Below are 26754 nucleotides of genomic sequence, written 5' to 3'. Positions count from 1 at the left end.
CACTGGGGACGTGCCCAGTCACGCCATAGGATCGATCGACACCACGGAGCGGAAGGCAGTCGCGTCGCTTGCCGATCCATCCGCAACAGCAGGAGGGCATTCGGTCGATGGGCGGTGGGGATGGCAAGGAGAAGTCCAAGTGGTCACAGGCGGTGCCGCGGCGGCGGATCGTAGTTCCCGCGGCGATAGGAATCGTTGGACTCGTCCTCGGCTATCTGGCGGGCCGCTGGGTTGAGATACCAGGCGACACCCAATGGTGGGACATCGCCGCGCAGCCCATCGCAACCTTCCTTGCTGGTGTCGGCGCGATCGGAGCCGGATACCTCGCCTTCCGCAACGGCGAGAAGAGCCGAGCTCTGGACACACAGCACCACAAGGAAACAACTGAAGGAGGACGAGAATCCGGTCTACGAGACCGCTACACGACCGCTGCAGGGCAGCTCGCCGATGACAGCCCAGCGATACGCGAGGCCGGCACTTATGCACTTGCCGCACTCGGCGATGACTGGCTGCGGTTCGGTGACAGCACCGGAAGAACCGATCTTGCATTCGCCGAGATTCAAGTCTGCTTGAACTTGCTGAGTTCGTATCTCCGTGCAAATCGCCAAATGATTGAGGAGACGCCAACAGGCGTGCAGGCGTTCAATCGCGACGAATTTTCAGTTCGGCGCTCGATCATCAGAGTACTCGGAGACCGAAATGCACAGTGGCGCGCACTGGTAGACGTGTGGGTTGAGGCGGGAAGACTGCCGCCAGACACCAAACACTTGATGATTGATCTTGAAGGTGCAAACCTCGCGACCATGCACTTGGCGGGAATCGATCTGTCCCGCCAGAATCTCAGTCGTGTAAATCTGTCGGGTGCAGATCTTTTTGGTGCCAAGCTGAGTGGCGCCAATCTCCAGTCCGCGGACCTGACTGGGCGTGCAAACCTGCACCGAGCGGATCTATCCGAGGCGGCGTTGGTACATACCGACCTGACTGGCGCGAGATTGGAGCGGACCAAACTCACCGGCTCGCTCACCTTTGGAATGAACATATCTGGAGCAGATGTGAGCAAGGCGGATTGGAACCTTGGCGCACTTCCAGAGCAAACCATCCGATACATGGTCTGGAGCTCAAAGACGCTGTGGCCAGAAGGGTTCACGCCGCCGCGGACCAAGGATGAGGATCAAGCGGAACAGTTCTGACCAATCTGGGATGGAAGCAATGCTCAGAACAGGTGCCTTGGTCTGGCCCAGAGATCGGTCTTCGCTCGAATCAGTGCTTCTTCGTTGTAGCCAAATCTGAGGGCTTCGCGGATGGTGAGGGACCGGTCGACTCGTGATCGCCCGCTTCCGTCGAGGAGTGTGTGTCCGGAGAGTCGGCCGAGTGCGATCACGGATGCTCAGCGACAAGTCGCCGACGCACACGTGGACTATGCCGAGACGGCAGAGCCGGCGCGGCAGCCGACACACGACGCTGGGTACGAGCGGTAACTACACGTTGATCTTCGATACGGCGGCGAGCCTTCAATCCTGCCGACAGGAATGGATCTTCCTGGGATGATGCATGAGTGATTCTCGCCCAGGGGACAGGATCGACGCCGTGGTGGCAGAGTGTGCCACTCGGCGTCGTTGTGGCGGCGCTTATCGCAGCGTGGGTGACGGTTCGCACTGCCCGGAAGACGCCCCACGAAAACCTCAAAGTCCTTTCTGAGATCCGCGGCGCCCTGGAAAAAGAGATGGCGGCAGTCGACCCTCGCAGTGCGCTTGACAAGGCAATACGCCTCGAAATTGACAATCTCGAGAAGCTGAACGTCGCCCGCGAGAAGGGAACAATCGCATACCTCCGCGAATCGGCGGCTCAACGTTGGGCACTCGTGTTTGTAGGATCAACTGCCATATTTCTGATCCTCGGCCTCGCCTCGCTTGCGGCATTCTTTTACCTCGACGTCTATGTGGGGCCGAACCGTAACGACAGCCTAATAACGTTTTTCCTCTTCGGTGCCGTCGTATGTTTCATGGCCGCCGCCCTGGTTACCGCCACCGGCTTGACGCTCCTCGTCAGTCGTTTCCTTAGTTATCGACGTTCGCGGCATCGAGAGAAGGTCGACAATTCCCTACGCGCGGATGTCGATAGTCCGACGCGCGATGGATCGCTAACCGGGCCCGCCGGTCATGACTCGGATTCGTCGGTGGATCGGCCTTAAGGAACATGACTGACCATCGATCCGGTGGCGAAACGCACGGCATGAATGCAGGACAATCGGGGCGTGGCACGTCCGCGGTTTGTGGGTCGACACATGTGAGCTCGATTCAGAACAACGTGGCTTGATCAGGTCCGGGATCAGTTTTGGCGAGAAGTACCGCTTCTTCGTTGTAGCCGTATCGCAGTGCTTCTCGAATTGCGAGTGAGCGGTCAACGCGCGATCGCCCGTTCCCGTCGAGGAGGGTGTGCCCGGACAGCCGGCCGAGCGCGATCGCGAACCGAACATTCTCCGAGTACGTCGATTGCACCAAGTGATCCGCGGCGACACGGACGCAGAGCGGTTCGTTGCACTTGTGCTCGCACACGACGCCGTCGTCCATCTGGCCGTGCACCAGTTCCACCGAGAAGCGGTGTGCGAGGACTGTCCGCTGACGGTTGTCGCGTTGGTAGTTGAAGCGGCCGTATCCATCCGGTGCGCTGATCGCACCAGTCCAGTACCAACAGGTCGGAGACTTCACGACCTTCGACCAGAACAGTGCAGTCGCGCGGGAATTCGGAACCAGTGTCGTATCTACGCAACGCCGTCGGCGCGAGCCGGCCGGAACGTCAACGGATCCGGGGTCGATGCCGTCAGATTCTTCTGCGGGCCACAACCCCGGCTCGACCTTTTCAGTCACCGAGCACCCGGAACCCGCGTGCGTGCCATACGACCCGATAGGACGACTCATCTCGATCAACCGGCCGCTTCGTGCGCGGCGTGAGGCAGACGGTTAACACCCACCCGTCCTGCGTCGCCTCTTGTAGCCGGTTCATGTCGTTCACAACGGCCCCGGCCACCAGAATTCGAGCCATAGGTCGATCGCGCCCTGCCACACGGGCTGCAACCACGGGAAGACGTCGTAGAGGGTCATGGTCTAGCCTTCCGAAAGTTTTCGCCCCGGCCCCGGGCCGTCACGCCGAGGCGAGGGCGGGCGCGTCGACCGTGGCGGGCGGAGCCACGTCTTTGTCTTCCGTTGCGGGTGCAGGCTGCTCTGCGGCCGGCGCCGACGAGTTCGCGGCGGTCGTTGTATCGGTGGGACGAGAGTCGGTGATGCCGGCCTTCTCCAGTTCGGCCACGGACGACGCGATCAGTTCCTTTGCCTCTTTCTGGGAGACACCGAGAACGGTGGCGAGGTCGGCGTTCGATCCGTCGAAGGAGAACTGCACGATCGCCTGGGCGTACTCGAGCAGCAGTGCATCCTCGGATTCGCGCTGCGAGTTGTGAAGCTCCGCGAGTTTGGTCTCCGTGTCCTTCTTCGCCCGCTCGATCTTCGCGGCGGTATCGGCCTTGAGCTTCTCAATCTTCTTCTCCAGACCGCTCTGCAACGACTCGATCCGACGGTCACGCTGGACCGCGACCGAGTCCCTGTCGCGGTCCAGGCGGGCGAGCTTCTCCGACACCGAGTTCAGCGGCTTCGCCAACTTCTCGATGAGCTTCTGATGTTCGAGCGCGCGCTGCCGTGCTGCCTTGACGTTCTCTTCGACGTTCTTGACGGTGTGCAGTCGGCGGGAGCGGATCGCCGCCGCTTCAGATGAGGTGGCCATGGCGCGAAGTGTATCGGCTCGGGAAGCGCGGGGGCGGGCGCAACGCGGAGGCGAAAGTCTGTGAAATCGAACCGAACCGACCCGAGACAACCAACGTTCGACCGAGCAACTACCTAACACCCTCGCCTCCGGCGAGAAGAATTGGTGCCTCACTGCACCGTGTAAACAGGCCCTGCCTGCGGCAGGGCCAAAATCTTCTACACACCTCTTGCACTAAAGGTGCCACCTGGCACAATGGTCGCCATGATGACCATCCACAAGCTCTCAGCTGGGGATGGATACACGTACCTGACGAATCACGTCGCTGCCGGCGACGCGACCGAGTCGAAGAAGGGTGACGTCATCGATTACTACAACGCCAAGGGCACCCCGCCCGGGCGTTGGTACGGGAAAGCAACGGCGCGAGCCGGAGTCGCCGTCGGCGACGAAGTCACCGAAAGCGCGATGCGCTCGTCGTTCGGTGCGGCGCGAACTCCGAACGCTTTCGCCACGATGCCGCCGGTCACGGCCTCGCAGCAGGAACGCTACGACTGGTCCGCCGCAACAGCGCTCGGGCGGCCGTTCAGCTGGTTCACCGCCTCCCAGGAATACGTCCACGAGGTCGTGGACCGCTGCAACGACTACAAGCGAGCAACGGGAAAGTTCCCCGAATCCGCGGCGAAGGACGCCATCAAGCGGGATGTCGCCATCCGCCATCTGAACAAGGCGAAGGGCGACAAGGCTGCTCTGCTCAGCGACGCAGAAGTAACCAAGTTCATCGCCGACAACTACCGGAAGATGCGACAGCCGGTCGCAGGCTACGACCTCGTCTTCACCCCAATGAAGTCGGTCTCGCTTCTGTGGGGACTGGGCGATCCGCGCGTGAAAGAGATCATCGAATCGGCGCACCGCCAGGCCGTCGACGAGACCTTGGGGTACGTCGAGGAAGATCTGACCTACACCCGGCGCGGCGCCGGAGGAACTCGGATGGTCAAGGCCGAGGGTCTGCTCATCGCCCGATTCGACCACTGGGACAACCGAGTCGGCGACCCGAACCTGCACACCCACTGCGCGGTCCTGAACCGTGTCTACGCGGAGGGTAAGTGGACCACCATCGACGGACGCATGTTCTACCGTGCGGCCGTCTCGGCGTCCGAGCGGTACAACACCCGAGTCGCGGATCTGGTAGCTCGCAGTCTCGGGGTGAGCTTCGCGCCACGCGCCGACACCCCCACCGGAAAGCAGCCGGTCTACGAAGTCGAAGGCATCCCACTCTCGCTGATCGAAGAGTTCTCGCGCCGCCAGGCCATCGTGGATCGGCAGGCAGAACTGGCCCGCGAATACACTGCCCGCCACGGTAAGAACCCGCCGAAGAAGGTCCAGTTCGCGCAAGCGCAGCAGGCAACGCTGGACACCCGCAACGCGAAGAACCCGCCCCGCTCGATGGCAGAACTTCGGGCCGAGTGGGACGAGCGAGCACGCGCAATCATCGTCGATACCTCACCCCAGCAGCTGGTGGAAGATGCGCAGACCGGTCACGACAACCGGCCTCCGTTCGGCCCCGCCGACCTCCCGGAACTGATCCGCAACGTCGAAGAAGACTTGTCCCGCAAGGTCGGAACCTGGACCGTCTACAGCCTCACCGCCGAGGTTCAGCGGCAAGCCCGAGCATTCAGCTTCGCCGACGACCTCGACCTGGACGTCTATGTCCGCGCGGCCGTCGACACCCTCGTGAAGAACCATTGCATCCCCGTTTTCACCGAGATCTACGTCGCCCCGGACAAGCTGTCCGAGACGATCGAGGGCGGCCTGGTTCGGCTGCACACCGTCGACCGCACCACCATGCGCTACACCTCCGAGTCGGTCCTCGCCGCTGAGTCATTCATGCGCAGCAACGCCGACGCCGAGAGCGAACTGACCGTCGCGGATCGTGTCATCCGGCGCCAGATCCGGAAGATCGAGAAGGCAGTCGCGAAGGAATCGAAGATCGACGGGTTCCATCTCGGAACCGATCAGATCGCGATGATCGAGCACTTCCTCACCGCCAAGAAGACGGTCGCTGTGGCCGTCGGCGCCGCCGGCGCCGGAAAGACCACCGCCGCCAAAGTGGTCGCCCGCGCATGGGAGCAGACCAACGGCAAGGTCATCGCACTCGGCCCGTCCGCCCGCGCCGCGGAAGTTCTCGGATCGGAGATCGAGGTCGAAGGCCGCACCATCGCGGACATCCTGACCCGCGACAAGCACGGCGTCCCGACTGGGATCGAGGCCGGCGACCTTCTTCTGGTGGACGAGGCCGGCATGGCATCGGCGCGAAACCTTGCCGACCTCACTCGAATCGCGGCGGATACCGGGGCCGTGGTGCGGCTCCTCGGCGATCACCAGCAGTTGGCCTCAGTGGAGTCCGGCGGTGTTCTGCGTGATCTCGCCGAGCGCACCTTTGCCCCGTTCCTGTCGAAGATCCACCGATTCCGCACCGAGGGCGAAGCCGCCGCGAGCCTGAGGCTCCGCGACGGCGACGAGAGCGCGATCGAGTGGTACAAGGAGAACAGGCGCATCAAATCGGCCATGACCCACGAGCTCGCCGACAAGGTTTTCAACGCGTACGTCGCCGACGTCGAAGACGACGAGGTCACCCTCATGGTCGCCCCGACCAACGACCTGGTGCGCGAGCTGAACCTGAAAGCCACCGCGTACTACCGGGACAACGGCACCGTCACCGGGCCCGGGATCGTGCTCGCCGATGGGCTCGAAGGTGCGGTCGGTGACGTCGTGGTCACCCGCAAGAACAACAGCAAGTACGTCGTGAAGGACGACAGGGGCAAGCGCACCGGACGCGTCAACAACGGTGATCTGTGGACCATCGTCGAGATCGGCGCCGACGGCTCCCTGCGCCTGGAGAACCACGCCAGCGGCGGCCGCGTTGTCGTCGCCTCCGACTACATCGCCGAGAACGTCCAACTCGGCTATGCCGCCACGGTCCACCGGTCGCAGGGAATGACGGTCGGGTCCTGCCACGTCCTCACCTCCGCGGGGATGGACCGACAGGGCTTCTACGTCGCGATGACACGAGGCAAGAGCAAGAACATCGCCTACGCGGCCGAAGACGAGCTCCCCGACTGGGACTTCGAGCACCTGCCCGAGGAGCATCCCGGCGCTCTGGGGGTCATCACAGGGATCTTGGCCCGCGACGGATCGCAGCGGACCGCGCACCAGATGATCGAAGAGGCCCGCGCCCACGCCGAGTCCTTCGACGCGATCAAGGGCGGCTACATCGCCGCCGTCAGTGCCCTGTACGAGGAACACACCGCCACCCTGCTCGACGAAATCCTCACCGACAAACAGTTCACCTGGGTTCACACATTCGGCGGTTGGGACAAGATCGTCGAGACCGTCGCACAGTCAGAGACATTCGGCTGGGACACCCGCAAGCTCCTCACCGACGCCGCCAATGTGATGCGGGCGGTCGGCAAGAAGGGGAAGCTCGACGACGAGAAGAACACCCCCGGCAAGGTCATGGCCGACGCGCTCGAGAAGGCAACCGCACCGGGAAAGCTGCCGCGTCGCCGCACCGACACGGTTGCCCGATACCGCGTTCCGCTCCTCTCCGAAGCCGCGGCCGGTGAGGACAAGATTCTCGCCGCCTACGCCCGCCAGCACCAGGAACAGATGCACGCCTACGTCGACACCTACATCGAGAAGGCGATCGACGGGCGGCGCGGAATGGGTCGCAGCACTCGGCGACCCCGGCCCCGATCCGCGGAAGCAAGCCCTGTTCCACAGCGCCGCCAGTGAGGTCGCCGTCTCACGGATTCTGTGGAACGTCGGCGACGACGTTGCCGACCCGTTCGCGTCATTGAATGAGGTCCGCACCGAGGCAGTGAAGAAGCAGATCGAGCAGATCACCGCGCCACGCCAGGCGGCCAGTGCCTACTCGGCGTACGCCACCGACGAGCTGAACACCGCCGCCGCGGCCGCGCGCCGACGTATCTCCGACACACGGCAGATGCTCGGATCGGCGAAGCACGAACTCGATCGTGCGACCAAGGAATCGAACGCAGGCGCGGTCAATTCGGTCATCGCCGAGATCGAGGCCGAAGAGCAGAAGATCCTCGCGGTGCGCCGCGCCCGTGAGATCCATGACCGGATCCAGCGCGATCCCGCCGCCACCGCCGCACAGATCGAACAGGCCCGCGCCGCACGGCAGGCCGCCGAAGCGGATGCGCCGTCCGAACGACGATGGGGTGCGATCGAAGCATCAGCGGCCACGAACCGTGCCAACCACGGACGCCGCCAGCGGGCCGAGCAGACGGACGAGCGGGTGCTCGGGCAGCTCCAGACGCGAATCGCGCGGCTCGAAAAGTTGCTCGCCACCGACCGGAAGCGGCTCGCGCTCATCGAGGCAGAACAACGTCACCGGACCGAAAGCAGCGCTCGCCCACCCCAGCGCCGGAACGCACAGGTCACCGAGCAGCAGAATGACCCGGAACCGCCCATCTACGAGCAAGAAGCACCGCCCACCTACGAGCAGGAACCACCGCCGCCCTACGACGAGGAACCGCCGTACGACGAGGAACACGATCGAGGCCCGGAGCTGTAGCCGAGCACTGAACATCCTCGCCGTTACCAGCGAGGGGGGAAACGAGGAGGAGAAGACATGGCCGGCATCGACCGAACCACCGACGAGTACCAGCAACGCATGGACGAGGAAGCCGATTGGGCCGAACGGAACTACGACGAGGAACAGGTCACCGGATACGAGGAGGAACTCGACCTCGACGCACCGCGACGACTACTCGTACCGAGACGAACTCCCTCGGGAGAGTGGGAGTACCACGAGCAGGAGCCCGACGACCGCGAAGCCAGCATCCAACCGATCCCCGGCCGATCCAACGAATCCGCGTCGGCCGACGCGGGCTCGCTCGAACCGCAAGAGCAACTCGACCTCGATCCATCCTGGCCAACAGGCGAAGACGGTGAACAGGTAGCCGCCGACGATCCCGACCAGGCAGACGACTACGCACACTCGCCGGCACTCACCAAAGAACCCGCACCCACCCGCACCCCTACACGAGCGGTCGACGACGGAGTACGCGTCGACCCCGTCGCTGCGAGACCCCGCGACAACCAGACGAAACGGTCGAACCAGCGCACCGCACCTCCGCCCAATCAGCGCGTGCACGACATCGCAGCATTCCTGACCGACGTCGAGGAACGCCATCGAACCGGCCAAAAAGTCGCCCGCCCCAAACCGATCCGCGAGGTGCTGGGCGTCTACCGCGGCGCACCGATCGACCAGACCCGAATCCAGGTCCTGGCCGCCGCCGCCGCGGCACGCCACCTCGAAGGCGCGGAGTCGGCCAACGCCCAACGCTTGAACAAGCTCGTCCAGGACAACGACGCACGGCTGCGCTCCCTGCGCGAGCACGAACGCCGAAACGCGGTCCTCTTCCACGCCGGCAACAAGACACCGAAGGAAGAACTCGCCACCGCCGACCAAGAGCGCATCGAGCGAGAGACGACCAACGATCGCCGCGTCTTCGACGCAGCATCTGCCGTCGCACTGGGATATGTCGCCGCGCGAGGGCTTCCCGCCTACGACCAGCTCTCCCAGCTTTCCGAAGCCCAGCTCGGTCCCATGCCCGAAACTGCAGCGGAAGAACCGGCGGAGAATGCACCAGCCACCGGCGGACCATCCAAGGTCGACAAGACCAAGAGCGTGCTCGACTCCGTGGGACGAGGACTCGCCCAAGCAGCCGGACCAGTGGCCGGCGACGACGACGTCGCCGCCAATCTATCGCCGATCAACCTCACCCAGCTCAACGAAGAACTCGCGAACCTGGCCGCCAGCATTGCCCCCGCGATGAAGGCAGCCATGTCCAGCCACCCCCGATCCATCAAGGAACTCCTCAACGTCGAACAGCGCCCCGACGAAGAGAGCGAACTCGCCTTCGAGCAGGAACCGGAACTCGACCGCGAACACCGCCGAGACACCGCGCACTCGGTCTAGAGCGGCCCCGAACAGAGAAAGAGGTCGCCACCCCGCCGATCCGAGAACACATCTCGGATCAGGGCGACAGGGAAACTTCCCCGTCGACCATGGCAGTGGGTGGCGACCTCCTTCTCGTCGCTCGGCCAGTGTAGAACGGACGTCCGACACATCCTCGGGATGGGTGGGAGCGAGAGGGAGGGACCGATCCGGCTGCGCTTCCCGGACGGTAACTGCTGTCTTGTAGCGATCTTCCGATAACAGCTGCAACTGGATCGCGTTTGGCGGTGATGGTTGGTGGTTTGAGTTGTTTAGGTGTCACGGCAGTCGGCGTCGTGGACGTGTTGGTAAACAATGAGCTATGCAGACAGACGGTTCCGAGTCCGACTCCCGCGAGAATGAGCAGGGGCTTCGAATAGCTTTCGAGTCAGGGGACATGTCGGCCGCGATCCCATTGGCCAAGCTGCTGGAGCAGCAGGCCGGGTTCAACGAAGCCGAACAAATACTTCGGAGGGCTTTGTCCTTGGGGGAAACGTCGGTGAAGGCACCATTAGGCATGCTGCTGCTACGACGGAAGCGAAATCGCGGCGAAGCTGTGGCGATGCTCCGGGAGGCAGTGAAGTTGGGGGACATGTCGGGCGCGGTGCCGTTGGGCGAGGCCCTGCTGCGGCGGAAGGGCGGACTCGCCGAAGCCGAGCAGGTGCTTCGGATGGCGTTGGACTCGGGGGACAGGGCGGCCGCGATCCCCTTGAGTGAGGCCCTGCTGCGGCAGAACCGGCTCGAGGAAGCCGAGGACGTGCTCATGAGGTCGATGGATTGGGGGGACAGGGCGGCCGCGATCCCATTGGCCAAGCTGCTGGAGCGGCAGAACCGGCTCGGGGAAGCCGAACAGGTGCTCGAGAGGTCGATGGATTGGGGGGACAGGGCGGCCGCGATCCCATTTGCCGAGCTGCTGGAGCGGCAGAACCGGCTCGGGGAAGCCGAAGAGGTGCTCGAGAGGGCGATGAATTGGGGGGACAGGTCGGCCGCGATCCCCTTGAGTGAGCTGCTGGAGCGGCAGAACCGGCTCGGGGAAGCCGAACAGGTGCTCGAGAGGGTGATGGATCAGGGACTTAGGTCGGCCGCGAAACCCTTGAGTGAGCTGCTGGAGCAGCAGAACCGGCTCGAGGAAGCCGAACAGGTGCTCGAGAGGGCGATGGATCAAGGACTTAAGTCGGCCGCGAAACCCTTGAGTGAGCTGCTGCAGCGGCAGAACCGGCTCGAGGAAGCCGAGTACGTGCTCCGGAGGGCGGACGGCACTGGGATGCCGACCGACGACGTCGACTTCGAGAATTTGGATTCGGAAGAGACGTTGGGAGGTCCATCGTTAGATCGAATCGTCGTACCTGCAGTGGCGGAGGAGTTGGTTGCTGGTCCAGATCGGCTGAGGGCTCCCGACCGCCTTGGGATCGAAAAGGATGCCCGAGCACTTGCAGCGTTGGTGTCATCGCGAAAGCTAGAGCCGCCACTGGCGATCGCCTTGTACGGCGAGTGGGGGTCAGGCAAGACCTTTTTCATGAACCGCATCGAGGCTGCAATCACGGACCTTGCGACTCATGCCGGCGACGAATTTCAACCGAGTGTCGCGCACGTCAGGTTCAGCGCTTGGCACTATGCACGGGGAAATCTATGGGCAAGCCTCTTGGAGCACATCTTCGCCGAACTCCATCCACGCCTGTCCAAACCCGAAGCGGCTCTCGCTGAAGCGATCACCAAGATCGAAGGAGTCAAACAGGTAGTCGACACCGCGAACGCCCGTGTGAAGACCGCTCAACGCCGATCCGACAGCGTTGATGCCGCGATCAAGCAGGCAGAGGAGCGACACGGAAAGGCCCTAAAAGCGATTCGAGCACAGAGAGACATCGATCTATGGGCGAAGGTGACACAGACCTTCGACCAGGACCTCCTCAAGGACCAGGTTAAGAAAGCTGCCGCCGAGCTGGGTCTTGATCCAGCCATGAGTACGGCACAGGAAATGGCAGCCGCTACTCGCCAGATAATCGAGCTTGGCTCGCGTGTGCGGGTACTCGCCACTGCGGGAAAGTCGTGGTGGAAGTCGCCTCTAGCGTTGTCGATCGTTGCGGCGGTTCTTGTCGGTGCCATTACGCTGGTAGCCGCTCATATCTTCGATGTTTCGAGCCCAATTGCGTCCTCCCTGGCTCCGTTGGTGACTGCCGGGTCCGGGGCGGCCGCCTGGATCGCTCGTCAAGCCGAGCTCGCCAAGAAAATCCTCGCCCCCGCTGAGCAAATGCAGAAGCGCATCGATGATGCGGTTGCCGCCGAACGATCTAAACAGCAGGTGGAATTGGAAAGTCTGCGACAGGAAGCGGCCAGTGCCCAGGCCGAGCTAATTGCCGCGGTAGAGCAGAAATTGGACGCAGAAACCGAACTCAACGATGCGCGTAAAGAAAAAAAGGGACTGACGGGCGACCGCCTGCTCCGGCGGTACCTGGCGGAGCGCGCAGGCAGCGGAGACTATGAGGAGTTCATGGGCGTAGTCGCGCTCGCGCATCGTGATCTTCGGGATCTGAGTGATCATTTACGGTTTGCCGCCGCTGGAGTTAGCGCTTCCGACCAGCCACATCTGAACCGGATTGTCCTCTACATTGATGACCTAGACCGATGTGAGCCCGACACCGTGGCGGACGTCCTAGACGCTGTCCATCTTCTGCTCGCCTTGCCACTGTTTGTAGTGATCGTGGGTGTCGATCCGCGCTGGTTGAAGAAGTCTCTCCGCCACCGGCATCCGGAACTGCTGGAGAAGGAGGAATCGGCCACAACCACCGGTGACTACTTGGAGAAGATCTTTCAGCTCACCTACACTCTTCCGCCAATGAGTGAGGCAGGATGCGCTGCGATACTCAGGGCAGCTGCGGGCCTCACGCAACTGGACAACACTCTGCAGCGGAGGTCGGCGGCGAACGAGCCAGTACAAGCCGACAGCATCCCAACCGACGTGGACACAGATGAGCGCAGTACTGACGTAAACGGGGACAGCGTCATGGTGCCTGCCGTGGACGCGGTTTCCGCCGATGAGATTGCCCATGTCATCGAGGCGCTAACACTGTCCGACGCGGATATCGAGGCGCTCGAGCGGGTCGCCGTATTGGTGGCGAGCACACCACGTCGAGCGAAACGATTTCTGAACGTCTATCTCGTTGTCCGCGCCCGAATACTATCCGACGAGCAGCTGCGCCCTCAGTTCGAAGCGACGACCCCCGAGGCCGGATCGCTGGGCCTCGTCGTGCTTATTGCTCTGCTATTTGGCGTTCCGAAGGCATTTGGGCCGCTATTGGCACGAGACGGTATGACCACGGTCGAGGGTTCCCTCAACCTGCGGGATTGGTCCGATGAGCACGTGCCTCAGGAAGGAGACGAATCGAGTCGTCTCCAGTCTTTTCTTCTCTCCGCAGGTCCACTCGCGGAGCTTCGGATGGCAAGTATCTTGCAGTGGGGACCTGTCGTTGTCCCATACGCAATGGTTGAAATCACCAAGGACTCGGCGGGTGTCCCAGCGGGACTGACCTGACCTCACGGGCAAGCGGTGAAGGTTCACTCTGCTGCGCGGTACTCGCAGATACGTTCAAACGATATATTCCGTTCGTCCAGTTCGTCTGGTTTGATGCGCGAGTGAAGAAGATGATCGCGGTCGGCGCTGCCCTGAGTGCCATAGCTCTGACTGGATGCAGCTCAAGCACCGGCACCTCGACGCAAAGCTCGTCTGCCACCGCTCAGGCTCCGTCAACGTCGACCACGACTGTGTCGACCACGACTTTGCAGGCAGCGCCAGTCGACAAATGCCCCAAACCGCTTGCCATCACCGACCCAGTCTTTGCCGCCGCGGTTGCGTCGGTTCAGCTTCCAGAGGGTGTGCGTGTCACGACCGGACGGTTGAGCAAAGACAGTGGTCACCCGGGAATGCAGGCGGCCGCTATCGACATCTGCGACCCCTCGATCAAGTCTGCAGATGGAATACGTCAGATCGCGACCCAATACGCAAAGGCGCTCAAGGCATCACCGATCGCCGAATCACTGTTCGCGGTCTACGTAGCGAGCTACTACATGGACAACGGAAAGATCGCAGGCGAGGTAAAGGTGAAAGACTCCGACTTCCAGCTTCACCTCTGGAACGGCAATCCGTCGCCTTCCGCAGAGCTGAAGAATTGGACCGTGGTTACGGAGTGATAGTGCGCGGATAGGTTGTACGTAGCGATACATTCAAACGATCGATACCGAGTATCCAGTTCACCTGGAATGATGCGCGGGTGACGACTCCGACTCCCCCAGGCTGGTACCCGGATCCTGCGAATCCAGCGACCCTTCGGTACTGGGATGGGTTCCGTTGGACGGGGGCTACGCAGCCTGCTTCACCGCGCATGCAAGCGCAGCCTTTCCCTACTACGCCTCCCAAGAATCCCCATTCATTTAGAAACGCAGTGCTTGGTGTGTCGGGAGCGCTGGTCGGTGTTGTCATTATCGGCACAGCCCTCACAGGTGGGGATGAACCGTCGACCAACACGGCGCGCACATCAACGACCACTCAAGTCCGGCCAGCTGGTACCGATGCCATCCAGCCGGCTATAGGGACACCGACGGCGACAGCTTCAGCCGCGCACGGGTTCGGAACAGAAGTCCGCGATGGCAAGTTCGCATTTGTGGTGACTGATATGGAATCCGGGCTGTCCACCATTGGACGTGAATCATCGATGTTCAGCGAGAAGGCCGAGGGCCAGTTCGTGGTCGTGCACGTGGACGTCACGAACATCTCGAAGCAGCCCCAGTACTACTCCAGCCTGAACCAAGTCCTCGTTGACGAACAGGGCCGCGAGTTCACCAATGACAGCGGAGCCGAGTTCAGTCTCGAAGGCGACGATGAAGGAGACGGCGACATCAATCCCGGCATCACACGCTCGACACGGGTGGTCTTCGACATCCCGATCGGGACCGTGCCAGTCGCCCTGGAAGTGCACGACTCGATGTTCTCTAACGGAGCAAGAGTGAGCTTCGGGTGAGCTGCGTCTGCGCTACTCATCGATCCATTCACTGGACCTATACCGCATGTCCGATTCATCTGGTTTGATGCGCTTTACGGCGAGAGATACACATAGTCGAGCCCGGAATAGGTGCGCCGACCTGAGCGGCACGGGACTTCGGTGCCGCCGTCTACGATGCTGGCAATGAGCAGGGCATTTCCGACCTCGTACCTGTACGCCTCCGAACTGGACATTGCGGTTGGGGGAAGGTCTCACACAGGGGCAGGCGACTATCGTGTGCTCAGTCGTCTTCGGTGTGCTCGGCACGTAGACCAGCGGGCATGGGCTCGTACGGGAGGGCGGGCCAGCCCGAGAACGATCCGTCGCGCTTCGCATGAGACATGGGGCCCGAGTCACTGTCGAAGATCACCCGTACATGTGGTTCCAGGTGGTGGATCCACCAGTTCGACATTGCCGACGCTTTGTCGGAGGCTCGGGCTTCTTCCCACGCGTACCAGAGGGCTTTGAACCGGCCGGCGACCTCGGGATACAGCCACCATCTCGCGTCCCAGGCCAGCCCGCTCTCGCCGCCACCGGGACCCATCTTCCGGCGGATGACCTGGGTGAACCATCCTTCGACCCACGCCTCGTAGCTGGGATACATCGGCTCGATCTCGGCGAGCTCGCCATCCTCTTCGCCGGCCTCGACGTCCTCGATCTCGTTGTCTTCATCTTCGGCGATCTCTTCCGTGTCTTCGGCGGGGTCGAGACTGGGATCGTCCGCCTCCACGGTGGGGTCGTTCTCGTCGACGGCGTTCGGGTCGTAGTCGTACGGGTTCTCGTACCCGGTCTCGTCGTCGGTCTGCCACTCGTCCTCGGTTGCTGAGAGATTGACCATCACTGCCTTCCTTCCGCAAAGAATTCGGACTCGAAGATGTCGTCGACCGCATCAGGTGCTACGCCGACGCCCGTGGTCGGCGTGACGACATTGTGCTGAACGGGTAGCTCGATCAGGTCCTTGTCGGCTGCTACAGCGACGTGTGGGATCGGGCCGGTAGGTTCCTCCGATGCCTCTCGATCGGAGAATCCGACCGGAAGCGCCTTCTGCTCGATGCGGTCGGTGCTGGCCTTGCACTCGGCGAGGGACCGCTTGATGTCGTCGGCGAATGGTGTGTTGCCCCAGAAGTTCTTGCGGACCAGCAGCGGCTTGCTGCCGCCCATCGTGACGATGGCCCGAGTTTGCGGCAGGGCCTTGAGGTCGTCGACGGTGAGGATCTTCTCCCGTTGGTGCGACGTGCTGATTGTTGTTTGCCCACTGCCCAGAATTCCGCCGCTTCGGCTGCGGTTCTCGACCTCGACGAAATGGTCGCCGATCTCGTCGGACAGCGAGGCCAGGAACCCTTTGTCGTTGACATTGCCGCCGTACCAGATCATGTTGGCGGCATCGACCATGGCGTCGTAGTTGGTCTCACCCCACACCTTCTTCGCCTGCGACGGTGACTGCAGGATGGTGATGAGGATGCATCCGCGCGATCCGAAGTGCGAGTACCACTCGGGGAGTTGCTGCAGCTTGCAGATGTTCGCGGCTTCGTCGAGAACCATGACCGCCGGGATCGGGACCCGCCCGTCGCTCTGTTGGGCGCCGTAATCCTGCAATGCGTCCCCGATGGCGCCGACCAAGGCTGTGGTGAGCGCGGATGCGGATCCGGCTCCCTTCTTGCTCATGGCGTAAACAGTGTCGGTGCTGCGAATGACCTGGTCGATATCGAGTTCGGGCAGGTCGTGGACTTCACGGCCGGGGGTGATGAGGATTCGCCCATCACTGTCCGTCCCGATCGTGATCCGGGTGTTCGGCAGGATCGCTTCTTCATAGCGAGGCTCGTCAAGAGGTGCGAGGAACCGGCGCGCCATGTCGTAGAAGCCGTCCCGCTGTTTGGCGTTGACGCTCTGCTTGCTCTGCATGGTGTTCGCGAGATCGGCGTACCCGTTCTGAGCGAGCACCTTCACCGGAATCTGCGACTGTGTTTCGCGGAGCCAATCCACGACGTGCCGAAGATCGCCGCCGGCGAGCGCGGCGGCGAGGAGGTAGGAGCCGAACAGGTCCCGGGCGGCACCGTCGAAGTAGGCGTCGACCCGAGCATTGTCGTCGGTGGCGGCGGAGATGAAGTAGTCGCACACCACTCGCGCCGACGGCAGGTCGTCGACACGGCGCAACGGGTTGAACCAGAAGCCCGCCTTCTCACGCCGATTGCCGGTGGTCACACCTTCCAGGTCGAAGAGCCAGACCTTACCCATCTGTTTACGCAGGTAGAGGGTGTGGGTGTAGATGTCGGGCTTGTTGGACGTGCCAAGGCAGAATCCAGGGGCGTAGCAGATAGCCGGAATCGCCAGGGTCGCTGACTTTCCCATTCGGGAGCCGGCGATCGCGATGCATACCCACTCCCACGGCATCCGAAGTTCACGGTTCGATTTGACCGTGTTGCCCATGACGATGCCGCCATGACCGGGATGAGTCTCGCTGATCGTCGGTGCAAGCCGCCTCGTCTCGTCGGCGGCCGCGACCGGGCTGGTCTGCTCGACGTCCCGCGGATCAGTCATGGAGTCGGCGTACTTGTCGATCCGCTTCTGCGCGCGCTTCTCCTGGATCTTCTCGAGCCGCCCCGTCTTCTTGAGCAGCCAGAACCCGCCCACTACGAGCGCCGCGATGGCGACCACTTCTCCGATCAGTACAGCGGTCGCGCCACCCGGCCACGCCCGGTTTCCCATTCCCAGATCGAGGAACAGGCCGATCGGGTGCCACAGGATCTCCTCACCTCCACCGAGGTTGTAGGCGAATACCGGCAGGAAGGAGGCGGGGACCGCGACAGCGATGGCTTTGAGCACCACCATCTCTTTGTTCCTGCTCACCTTTGGCCGATCGCGACGCATTTCCGTCATGGTCGTTGTCCTTACTGGTAGCGGAAGTTGGTCAGCCGCCGAGCGGCATTGGGGCGGGTTCGGAGATACGCCAGGTCTGTGCATCGGTGTCCGGGTCGATGTCACGGAGCACGTCCAGCTTGACGATCCACTCCATATCGGGGATGCCGGTGAACCAGATCCTCTTCACTGCCTGTTCGAGGCTTTGCCGAAGACGGTCATTGCTGGTGGTGGGGTCGAGTTCGGCGACGGTCAGGGCGGTGCACAGCAGCCGGTACGCCCAGTACCCCGCCTTCGAACTCGGTGTACGGGCGAGCAGATCGGCTTTGACAGCCAAGCTTGAGGCCTGCCCCGTCGGGCCGAGTCGTTGGTACACCTCGTGGTCGATCCCCGCATGGCCCAGGTCAATTACGCGTTCCTCGAGTGCGAGGGCGGCGCGCTTGAGGGCGCGCACGTGCGGCCGGAGTCGGCTGGTCTGCCGGAACATTTCGGCGGTCACCGTGGGCAGCGTTGCCACCATGTCGTGGTCGTCCCAGAATCGGCACGCTCTCAATGCCTCTGCGGGGCCGAAGCGGAGCGCCCAGTCGGCGGTTGCTTCTGCCAGTACACCGTTGAGGTTGGACTGCGCGACGACCGGCTCGATGGCGCTGAAGATCTCGTCGGCGACGAGCCACCGACGGATTCTTTGCTGGTCAGGGTGCGATTCGGGTGCAGAATCGTCGGTTCCCTCAGCGGGCAGTGATGGCGCGGAAGATTCTGCAGTGGCGGGTCGGGTGCCGGTGGGGACCCAATCGACCAGACTGGCGTTCGACGCGATCTCGACACGGAGCCCGAGGTCGAGGTCTGCGACGAATCTTTCCCGCTGTTCTGCGCTGTCGAAGAGCCTCTTGTTGCAGCCGAGCAGGATGATGGTTTCTGCAGCCCGCCCAGCAGTGCGCACCCAATGCGTCCCTCCCACATCGGCGGCGACACTCGCGACAAGGCGGGAGATACCCGCCGAGACCGATCGCTGGTCGCGCTCGCGCATCCATGCGGGGAATCCCGACTGGTCGACTAGCTCCCGCATCGCATCCCGCCCGGAAACCAGGGTGGTCTCGAGTTCTTCTCCCGCTGCAGGGTTGTCGAGTATTTCCTCCAGGAATCTGCCGGCGGGCGGGAGCGCCCGTAACGTGTCGGCCAGGTCGGTCAGCCCGTGCGCAGCCAATACCGTGGCCGGACCGACTCTCAATGGCCAGTCCGCGATCTGATTCAGGGTGTCAAGGAGCTCGCTTCGGGTCACAAACGGGTCATGGTCAAGGACCCACTGGCGCCGGGTAGCTGGATCTTCCGGAGCGATCACATGATTCATCCCTTTGTCCTCACTGGTAGCGGAAGTCGGTCAGACGCCAACCGTCGTCGGTGCGGGTGACGGTGGTGCGCCAGGTCTGTTCGGCGAGAGGGGTGCTCGATCCGGCGGTGTGCAGCACGGTCTGTCGGCAGCTGACGTCGATGACGACGGTCCGCATTCCCTTCGGAGCCGCTGGGGTGCTGTCGGCTTTGGTACAGGAGGCGGTCAGTGCGTCACCGGCCTGCTGCCACGCCAGCCACTCCCGATCAGGTCGAAGACCAGTCGCTGCACCGTTGTCGTTGTCGACGGTGGTCGCCAGTTCCCCACCCAGCCAGGGGCGAGCGCGGTGCAACGCATCGGACTTGCTCTCGTCGACTGCGGGCTGCCACGACAGGATTGCCTGCATCGCCGTCACGGCCGTGCCGTCCGCGTCGAGGTGCGCCGGGTCCAGGGGGTCGATGTGCACGTGATCGTCACTGCCCGAGGGCTCGTCCTCGGTGCCAGACGAGCCGCAACCGGCCAACACCATCGTTGTGGACAACACTCCCGCGAGCAGCAGTTTCGTCGAGAAACGCATGGTCATACGTCCTTTCCCCTGTTCCGGGCTGCCGGCGCGGAGTCGAGCGGCCGGCCAATTTGTTCCAGGACCACGAGCGCCAGAAGGACAAGTGCCATGACGACCAAGCCGACGCCTGCGCCGACAAAGAATTGCCAGGTTGGGATTCCGTCGCAGTAGAGGTGTCCGGAGCCCTTCGGGAAGGGAACGCACCAAGTCCCGCGGTACGGATCCGATGACCGCACGCCCCAGCCGTAGCGGATGGCTGGCAGACCGGCGACGCACATCATCACCGCGAGCAGTGCCGAGCGCTTCATCGGGGACTTCCGTTCTCGTGGGCGAGGATTGGGGTGTTCGAACGAATACGGGGCGTGCATCCTGCATCACATCGATTCTACATTAAGAGGTCTCTAAGTAGAGTTTCGGCTGTCGGCTATTTGTTGATGGCGCGGTACTGCGCTTCGTTGGCGATGATCTTGTCGGCGTACGGGCGGGTCTGGACGATGTAGTCGGTGGACCCGGTCGGGAAGCCGCCGGAGCTCTGTACTGCGCCTTCACCGGCGTTGTAGCCGGTGAGGTACAGCTCGGTTCGGCCGTTGGTTGCCTTGACCGATCCGTCGGCGATCCAGCCGTCGATCGTCTTCGCGATGGTGCACATGTAGGTGCCCTGCGCCATGACCGCGTCACCGATGCTGTTGATGTCGACGCGGCCGTCACCGTCGTAGTCCTTGCCGTAGGTCGCCCACGTCCCCGGCATGAACTGTGCGGGACCACCGGCACCAGTGTTCGAGATCGGTGCATTGGCTCCGTACTGGAAGCCGTTCTCCGCAGCGAGCTGTGCCGCCAGCAGGGAAGGTTTGATCTGTGGGCACAGCGCCCCGGCTCGTTCGATCCACGGTGCGAACTCGGTGGGCACCGAACCGGCGGCGAGGGTATCGCCCAGGCCGTCACCGGAGATGGTGCAGTCGGTGGCCGACTTGGTGGCCTGACCGCTCCCGCCGGGCAGAGAGCCCCACTGCACGGTGGCTTCGTCGAATCCGCCGCCCTTGACGGTGATGTGAACGTGGTTGAAGTGGTTCTCGTTGTCGCTGCCCCGGTCCTCCATCTTGTTCGGCGTGCCACCGGCCGGGTAGTACGTCTGCCGCCAGATCGCGTAATCGACGTGGAAGAAATCGGCGTTCGCCATCACGTAGTCCAAAACCGCGTCGCCGGTCGCGACACCGGTCCCGGAGTTGTAGTCCGGGATCATCGCGTCGACGGCCTGACCGCTCGGGTGGTCGTTGAAGCCGCCGCCATCGGCGCGCCATCCACCGAGGGTGTCGAGGCGGTCCCCGAATCTCAGGTGCAGGGCCCGGATCAGGCGTTTGGTGTTGACCTGCATGTTCTGTTCGGACCCGGCCGAGGCCGGCAGTGCCTGCGCCAGGTCGGCGCCACCGGGCGCCGAGGGGGCCGGTATGGGCGGTCCGGAGGGGCTCGGTGTTGGTGCATCGGACTTTTCGCCCGGTGCCGGTGCGGCGTCATACTGCGGCTTCGGATCAACGGCCGCGCCACCGGTACGGCCACCCGGCCACGTCTCGAAATGCAGGTGCGGGCCAGTCGATTCACCCCGGTTGCCGATGGTGGCGATCTGCTGGCCCGCGCGAACCTGCTGGCCAGCTTCGACGAGGTAGGTGTCGACGTGCCCGTAGACGGTGGAGAACAGCTGCCCGTTGATCACGTGGTCGAGAACAACCCACTGCCCGAAGCCGCTCGCTTCGCCTGCGTCGGCGACGGTGCCGTCGGCAGCCGCGTAGATCGGGGTCCCGATCGGGCCGGCCAGGTCGATGCCCTTGTGCTGGGCACCATCGCGTTCACCGAATCCGGAGGTGAACGTCACCAGAGCCGGGTCGACCGGCTTGATGAACGATCCGGCGGGGGCGATCATGTCGCCACCGATCACGGATGTGCCGCTACCGCCGAGGCAGTCCGTCGAGGCCTGCTCTTCCTCGTCCTGGAACAGGATGGCCAGCAGAACGATCAGTGACATCGGGATGCCGAGCACCACGGCCAGCACCACGATCAGCAGTGAGTTGTTCTTCGATTCCATTACTGGGCCGCGCCCATCCCGCAGTCGGCTGGGGCGTACCGATTCACCAGGCGGCGATTGAGTTCCGTGGCAGCCGCGAGATCGGCGCGCAGCCGACTCACCACGGTCCACGACGGCTGCGGACGCTGACCGGAGGCGTTGACCCAGCTGCGCACCGCGGTCTCGGACACGTCGAGCTGCGCCGCCACCGCGGCGCAGGAGGCGGTGAACGAGTCGCCGGCCTCGATGCACTTGATGGCGGTGGCCACCGCATCGGCCTTCGTCTGGTCATCGACCACGCGGTAGCGGCGGCGCGCGGGCGTCATGCGGCGAACCCCGTATGCTCCCGGTCCTTGACCGCAGCATTCAAACGCTCGTCGGTGTTGTGGATACCCGACGCGCGTTCGGCCGGGGTCACCCACACCTTGAACGGCACACCGGGACGATCCCCCTCACCGAGCTTGAGCAGGAACTGCCCCGTACCGGCGGCAACAGGATTCGGGACCGGAGCCTGTTTCGCCACCGCCACGATTCCGGCCTTCTCGGCCGCGAGACGGACCTTCTCCGCCGCCTGGCGCCGCCGCGCCGTCTTCTGGTCGATCGGGGAATTCAGATCTGCGGCATCCGACCAGTTCGTGAGCATGCGCTTCTCGATCTGCGAGAAGTGGATGACCTTCTCGAGGCGCTCGATCTCCGCCGACGGAACCGGGCCGATTATGCGGGCGCGGCACCGTTCGATCAGGCCCAGAGCGCCGGCCTTCTCCAGCTCCTCGATCGAGTGGGTCACGAACGTGATCCCCACACCGACAACGCGCTGCAGACGCAGCAGTGCATCGATGCGCTCGGCCATCATCGGCAACGCGAGGACCTGCCAAAGCTCGTCCATGAGCACGTTGAATGCGAGGTTCGGTCCCAAGCCGGCATCTGCTCGTACGTGAGCGGCTTCGATCGTCGCGAACGCCTCGTTCCACCCTGCGATCAGGACAGCGGCACGCATCATCTTGTCGTCCTGCGGGACGCTGGACATGTCCAGGCACATCGAGGGTGCCTCGACATCGAGGCGGACGGTCGACTGCCCGTTGAAGACCTCCCCGAAGCGGCCCTTCACCATCGAACGCAGCGTTCGACGCAACCCCTGGATCGCGGCCCGATACTCCTCGTCGGTCTCGGCTACCGCGTCGTCCTTGAGTTCCTGACTGTTCGACGTCAGCAGTGCGATCAAATCGTCGAGGATTGCGGGGTTCTCGGAGGTGAACCCCGCACCTCCCTGCGCTACCGGGGTGTAGAGCAGGCGAATTGCCGACGCGAGCAGCGTCTGCTCGAAGTCCTCGAGCCGCTTTCCGCGCACGATCTCACACAGCGCGGCGGTGATGTTCTCCTGGCGCGCATGCAGTGCGTATTGAGTCTGCTGACGTTGCAGTTCCAACTTCTGGCGCTCGAACGTCAGCTCGTCCCGCAATGCCGGGTCGTTCTCGAATTCGATGCGGTGGGCGAGTTCGGCGATCCGACCGGAGAGCAGGGTGATCGCCACCCCGATCAGACCGGGATCGAGCGGGTTGATCCGGCCGATCCCGCCGTACCCGACCTCGGTGCACTGACCACCCACGGCCTCGGTCAGTTTCCGCCCGTCCGGCTTGACGTCGCCCGGCCACACCACGCGCACACCAGCGGCGATGTCGCCCAGAGCGATCCGGCGCAGCAACGTCGACTTACCGAAGCCGTTGAGAGCGATGATCATGCAGGCAGGAGCGGTGATCGCCTTCGCTTCCTTCGCCGACAGCGGGTCGAAGCACACCGGTGCATGCGGCGGTGCCAGGTGGTGGCCCAGCGGGGTTCCCAGCAGAGGGGCATTCGCTCCCACGACCCAGGGGTTGATTCCCGCCACCTGAATATTGGTGCCACGAAACTCGACTGGGGGCAGGATCGCGCCCATCCGGCCACCGCCGGCACCGGAGAAGCCGCGCTCGTCCAGGGCATGAACGTCACGGTCGGACGAGTCGGAGCGGGCCCGCTCGTTCGCCGCGATGTTCGCCCGCCGGTCGTACTGACGTTTGACCAGTCTGGCCAGCACCTTCTTGCGGAAGAGGCTGGTCGCCGCTGCTTCACGGGCTTCCAGGCGTGCGAGGTCCTCGTCGGAGAGAACCTTGATGTTCACCGCTTTGGGGGTCTTGGTCTTGGCCACTGTGTCCGCCTTAGTTGCTCAGGAACGAGGGAATGGTCGTGTGCTCGGGTGGAATCACGCCGACGCCGAGCGATGACCAGAACGCAGCCGACTGCCAGCAAAATGACCGGCGTACCTGCAGCTGACTCTGGATGGACAAATCGCGCACCAGTGCGTCCACTCGGGGAACGTCTGCGCTGCCGACCGGCTGGGTGACGGTGATGAGGATCCCGAAACGGGTCAGGCCGTGGCCGCGCGCGACCTCCATGCGGCTCTGTTCCGTCGCCGCCACTTCGAGCTTCGCCTTCGCCGACGCGATCCCTCGCCCCGATGTCACCGCAGCCATCGCGTCGCGGTGGTCACGGTTGACGATGTCCGTTGCGTCCGCGGCCGAGTGCGGCCGGTAGATGATCGCAACGCGCTTGATCGGCAATGCCGGGTTCGGGTCGAGCAGTCGTTTGAGGACGGTCTCGTGGACCGCGCTCTTCGGAGCTTCTCGCATCTCCCACGTCACCGAGATCGCTCCGTCGTGGATCAGGCGGTCCTTCTCCTCGATCTGGGTGCGTGGGCCACAGTCTGCCCACTCCAGGCCGGTGCCTTCACCGGAGAACAGCGCCCGTTCGATGTTGCTCAGGGACGCCGGGTCGACGGATCGGCGTACGGTTCCCATGATTTCGTCGGCGCTCATCGGGGTGGCAGGTACCCCGGCGCGGGCCGCGGCTTCGGTGATCCCCGGCAGCCGGCGGGCGATTTCCACCGCCTGCTCCGAGGGGTCCTTCTTGCGGTCCGCGGTCTGAGCCTGGAACGTGATCGAAATCCGGGCGCCCAAGCGGACGCCGCCGGTGACCAGGCCGGTCGCCAACTGGTACATCGAGTCGCGGGCCAACTTCGGTGCGTCATGACGCACCCGCTGGGACACGGTCTCGTACAGCTCGATCCCGGTGTTGGGCAATGACTCGATCACCGCGACCAGGGCGACAATGTCCGAGGTCTCGCCCATCGCGGTCAACATCTGCGACCAATTGCCCACCGCCGCATCGAGTACGGATTGGTCGAAGTTCTCACTGCCCTGCGGGTATGCGTCGAGAACGATCGTGTAGTTGTTCACCTGCGGCATGTGGATCATCCCGAAGGGCCGGTTGTTTCCGTCAATGCCTTCGTAGATCTCGGTGTCCGCCAGCACACCCGGGGGCCGGTACCGGCCGCCGGGGATGCGGGAGAAGGTGCCCGAGCTGTAGATGTGTTCTCCGCGCTTGAACGCCCGCCGCCACTGCATCATCAAAAGTGCCCTCTCATATCCGCTACGTCCGTCCTTCTCGATCACCAACGGCACGAATGCAAGCGCCGTGAACAGCCCCAGAACCAGTGCGGGCACGAAGCCGATCGCCAGGCTCAGAAACACCAGGGCGATGACCGCGCCGATGCCGAGCATCGTGGTCCCGAACGTTGCCCCTGCCATGCCGGTCGACCTGGGCTTTCGCCAGTTGCCGTACATCCGGTACTCGGTCGTCGTCTCGGTCCTCGTCATCCCTCGAAACCTCCGTTGCGACTGGGTGGCATTGCTCCGGTCGGGCCGTCTCCGGATGTGCCTGGACCATCGGGCGCGCCCGGTGCGCCGTTGTGGTTGGTGGGTGTGCCGTCCACCCCGCCTTCGGCGTTCCCGCCGGACGGCGCTGACTGGTTGGACGGTGTGCCGTCCACGCCACCCGTGGCGTTTCCGCCCGGTGTGCCGCCGTCGATTCCGGAAGTGCCGAAGCTGGGGGGCGCACCGGAAGGTCCGGAAGGGCTGGTCATGGTCGAACTCGCCGAGGTCATACCTCCCGCGGCTGCCCCGCCGGACGCTCCAGCCGACGCGCCTCCGGTCGCGATCGCGCCGCCGACCTTGGCGCCGACGGCGGCCAGGCCCGCGGCTGCGGCAAGACCGCTGCCGCCGCCGCCGAGGGATCCGACTGCCGGGACGATCAACCGCATCAGGGACGGAAGGACCAGGGCGGCCGAGCACAACAGGAGTGCGCCGATCAATGCCGTCATCGCGCCGCCGTTCTCATCGCGGGAGGGCGCAGACTGCATGAAAAGCATTGCCGCTACGCCGATCACGAACGATCCGACCGGCTTGAACAGCAAGAACGCGAGTGTCCAGGCGATCATCTTCTCGTAGGCCTGTGAGCCGATCTTCGTGCCGCCGGCCGCGCCGGCAATCGGAAGCGCTGCGGTGATGACGACGAGCAGTCCCATCCTCATCAGCAGCAGGAACGCCATCACCAGGCCGCCGAGAATGCCGATGATCCCGATGACATACAGCAAGGACGTTCCACCAGGTGAGGCGTAGATTCCGATCTGAATCATCGCGTCCACGAGTGCGTCCGGATCCGAGCCGACAGTGCCGTCGATGAACCAGCGGGAGATGTTGTCCGAGAGCCGGGTGCCCAGTACGACGATGAACCCGAGCGAGCCCGCGAGCACCGTCGCCCGAGCGAGTTGCTGAACGCCTTCGGTGGAGACATCACGGATGGCACCGGATCGGGCCATCATCAGCCGGATTCCGAGGAACATCAGTGAGACCACCAGGAATGCGACCTGAATCCAGTACGTGTACTGGGTGACCTGGCCGAGCGTGGCCATGAAGGAGTTCTCGTCCTGGCCGGGAATGGTGATCCACCAGCCGAGCGCAAACTTCAATACGGCGGCGCCTGCGTCACCGAAACTCAGCCCCATCGTCTCGAACGCGCCGGTCGCAACCTTCTTGACGTAGGTCTGGGGAGCTTCGGCGACGGTTTGCGCACCATCGGCGCAGCTGGGCATTTCGACGCCGGTCACGGCTCCGAGCAGGTCGGTCGCCATCTGTAAGCCGCCGCCACCGAGCGGAACTGCGGCGCACATCGCCAGGTCCCCGGCAGTGTCGGCGGCGGACGGCCCGGGATCTTCTTGTGCGAGTGACGGCGAGGCGGTGCCGACCAGTGCGGCGCATGCCATGAGGC

General features: G+C 63.6%; 20 protein-coding genes and 1 pseudogene. 9 read left to right on the top strand and 12 right to left on the bottom strand.

Going from position 1 to position 26754, the window contains the following annotated elements; all coding sequences use genetic code 11:
* Positions 1-68 precede the first annotated feature (68 nt).
* The gene (locus tag ACFWAY_RS17735) at positions 69-1190 is read left to right on the top strand and encodes a pentapeptide repeat-containing protein (RefSeq protein ID WP_378511449.1); all 1122 of its coding nucleotides are present in this window, start codon (positions 69-71) and stop codon (positions 1188-1190) included.
* A 365-nt stretch (positions 1191-1555) separates the two neighbouring features.
* Positions 1556-2191 (top strand): hypothetical protein, encoded by a 636-nt coding sequence (locus tag ACFWAY_RS17730; RefSeq protein ID WP_378511448.1) that lies wholly within the window; start codon positions 1556-1558, stop codon positions 2189-2191.
* A gap of 106 nt (positions 2192-2297) precedes the next feature.
* Here the strand turns inward: ACFWAY_RS17730 and ACFWAY_RS17725 are convergent, their stop codons facing one another.
* Positions 2298-2708 (bottom strand): HNH endonuclease, encoded by a 411-nt coding sequence (locus ACFWAY_RS17725; protein ID WP_378511447.1) that lies wholly within the window; start codon positions 2706-2708, stop codon positions 2298-2300.
* Between the two features lie 433 nt (positions 2709-3141).
* Complete coding sequence (locus tag ACFWAY_RS17720) at positions 3142-3774, bottom strand: hypothetical protein (RefSeq protein ID WP_378511446.1); 633 nt, start codon at positions 3772-3774, stop codon at positions 3142-3144.
* A gap of 243 nt (positions 3775-4017) precedes the next feature.
* On the opposite strand from ACFWAY_RS17720, the gene mobF reads away from it, so the two are divergent.
* The 7 genes and pseudogenes from mobF (at position 4018) to ACFWAY_RS17685 (ending at position 14790) form a co-directional block, all read left to right on the top strand.
* Positions 4018-7545 (top strand): MobF family relaxase, encoded by a 3528-nt coding sequence (gene mobF, locus ACFWAY_RS17715; RefSeq protein WP_378511445.1) that lies wholly within the window; start codon positions 4018-4020, stop codon positions 7543-7545.
* Positions 7546-7630: 85 nt separating this feature from the next.
* Complete coding sequence (locus tag ACFWAY_RS17710) at positions 7631-8350, top strand: hypothetical protein (protein WP_378511444.1); 720 nt, start codon at positions 7631-7633, stop codon at positions 8348-8350.
* A 57-nt stretch (positions 8351-8407) separates the two neighbouring features.
* A complete protein-coding gene (locus tag ACFWAY_RS17705; RefSeq protein ID WP_378511443.1) occupies positions 8408-9760 on the top strand; it encodes a hypothetical protein in 1353 nt (450 codons plus the stop codon).
* Positions 9761-10175: 415 nt separating this feature from the next.
* Positions 10176-13307: a P-loop NTPase fold protein gene (locus ACFWAY_RS17700; protein WP_378511442.1), complete on the top strand. Its 3132-nt coding sequence runs from the start codon at positions 10176-10178 to the stop codon at positions 13305-13307.
* Positions 13308-13408: 101 nt separating this feature from the next.
* A complete protein-coding gene (locus tag ACFWAY_RS17695) occupies positions 13409-13963 on the top strand; it encodes a hypothetical protein (RefSeq protein ID WP_378511441.1) in 555 nt (184 codons plus the stop codon).
* A gap of 80 nt (positions 13964-14043) precedes the next feature.
* A pseudogene (locus tag ACFWAY_RS17690) lies at positions 14044-14142 on the top strand (DUF2510 domain-containing protein); the annotation flags it as partial.
* 81 nt (positions 14143-14223) lie between these two features.
* Entirely contained in the window at positions 14224-14790 is a 567-nt protein-coding gene (locus tag ACFWAY_RS17685) for a DUF4352 domain-containing protein (protein ID WP_378511522.1), read from the top strand.
* 262 nt (positions 14791-15052) lie between these two features.
* On the opposite strand, the gene ACFWAY_RS17680 is transcribed toward ACFWAY_RS17685, so the two are convergent.
* From ACFWAY_RS17680 to ACFWAY_RS17635, 10 genes are all read right to left on the bottom strand, one after another.
* The gene (locus ACFWAY_RS17680) at positions 15053-15649 is read right to left on the bottom strand and encodes a DUF4913 domain-containing protein (RefSeq protein ID WP_378511440.1); all 597 of its coding nucleotides are present in this window, start codon (positions 15647-15649) and stop codon (positions 15053-15055) included.
* On the bottom strand, positions 15649-17658 hold the full coding sequence (locus ACFWAY_RS17675) for a type IV secretory system conjugative DNA transfer family protein (RefSeq protein WP_378511439.1): 2010 nt from the start codon (positions 17656-17658) through the stop codon (positions 15649-15651). Before ACFWAY_RS17675 ends, ACFWAY_RS17680 begins: the two co-directional genes overlap by 1 nt.
* A gap of 61 nt (positions 17659-17719) precedes the next feature.
* A complete protein-coding gene (locus ACFWAY_RS17670) occupies positions 17720-18946 on the bottom strand; it encodes a hypothetical protein (protein ID WP_378511438.1) in 1227 nt (408 codons plus the stop codon).
* Positions 18947-19025: 79 nt separating this feature from the next.
* Positions 19026-19577 carry a hypothetical protein gene (locus ACFWAY_RS17665; protein ID WP_378511437.1) on the bottom strand — a complete coding sequence of 184 codons (552 nt, stop codon included), beginning with the start codon at positions 19575-19577 and terminating at the stop codon, positions 19026-19028.
* On the bottom strand, positions 19574-19867 hold the full coding sequence (locus ACFWAY_RS17660; RefSeq protein ID WP_378511436.1) for a hypothetical protein: 294 nt from the start codon (positions 19865-19867) through the stop codon (positions 19574-19576). The genes ACFWAY_RS17665 and ACFWAY_RS17660 overlap by 4 nt, the downstream gene beginning before the upstream one ends.
* Before the next feature lie 116 nt (positions 19868-19983).
* Complete coding sequence (locus ACFWAY_RS17655) at positions 19984-21636, bottom strand: peptidoglycan DD-metalloendopeptidase family protein (RefSeq protein ID WP_378511435.1); 1653 nt, start codon at positions 21634-21636, stop codon at positions 19984-19986.
* Positions 21636-21941, bottom strand: a complete 306-nt coding sequence (locus tag ACFWAY_RS17650; protein ID WP_072951463.1) for a hypothetical protein — start codon at positions 21939-21941, stop codon at positions 21636-21638. Before ACFWAY_RS17650 ends, ACFWAY_RS17655 begins: the two co-directional genes overlap by 1 nt.
* Positions 21938-23797 carry an ATP-binding protein gene (locus ACFWAY_RS17645; RefSeq protein ID WP_378511434.1) on the bottom strand — a complete coding sequence of 620 codons (1860 nt, stop codon included), beginning with the start codon at positions 23795-23797 and terminating at the stop codon, positions 21938-21940. Before ACFWAY_RS17645 ends, ACFWAY_RS17650 begins: the two co-directional genes overlap by 4 nt.
* Before the next feature lie 10 nt (positions 23798-23807).
* Positions 23808-25304, bottom strand: a complete 1497-nt coding sequence (locus tag ACFWAY_RS17640) for an SCO6880 family protein (protein ID WP_378511433.1) — start codon at positions 25302-25304, stop codon at positions 23808-23810.
* Complete coding sequence (locus tag ACFWAY_RS17635; protein WP_378511521.1) at positions 25301-26749, bottom strand: hypothetical protein; 1449 nt, start codon at positions 26747-26749, stop codon at positions 25301-25303. Before ACFWAY_RS17635 ends, ACFWAY_RS17640 begins: the two co-directional genes overlap by 4 nt.
* Positions 26750-26754 lie beyond the last annotated feature (5 nt).

Source organism: Rhodococcus sp. NPDC059968, assembly GCF_042738615.1.
In the GTDB taxonomy this organism is placed as follows: domain Bacteria; phylum Actinomycetota; class Actinomycetes; order Mycobacteriales; family Mycobacteriaceae; genus Rhodococcus_F.
This window is presented reverse-complemented; position numbering and strand designations above follow the sequence as displayed.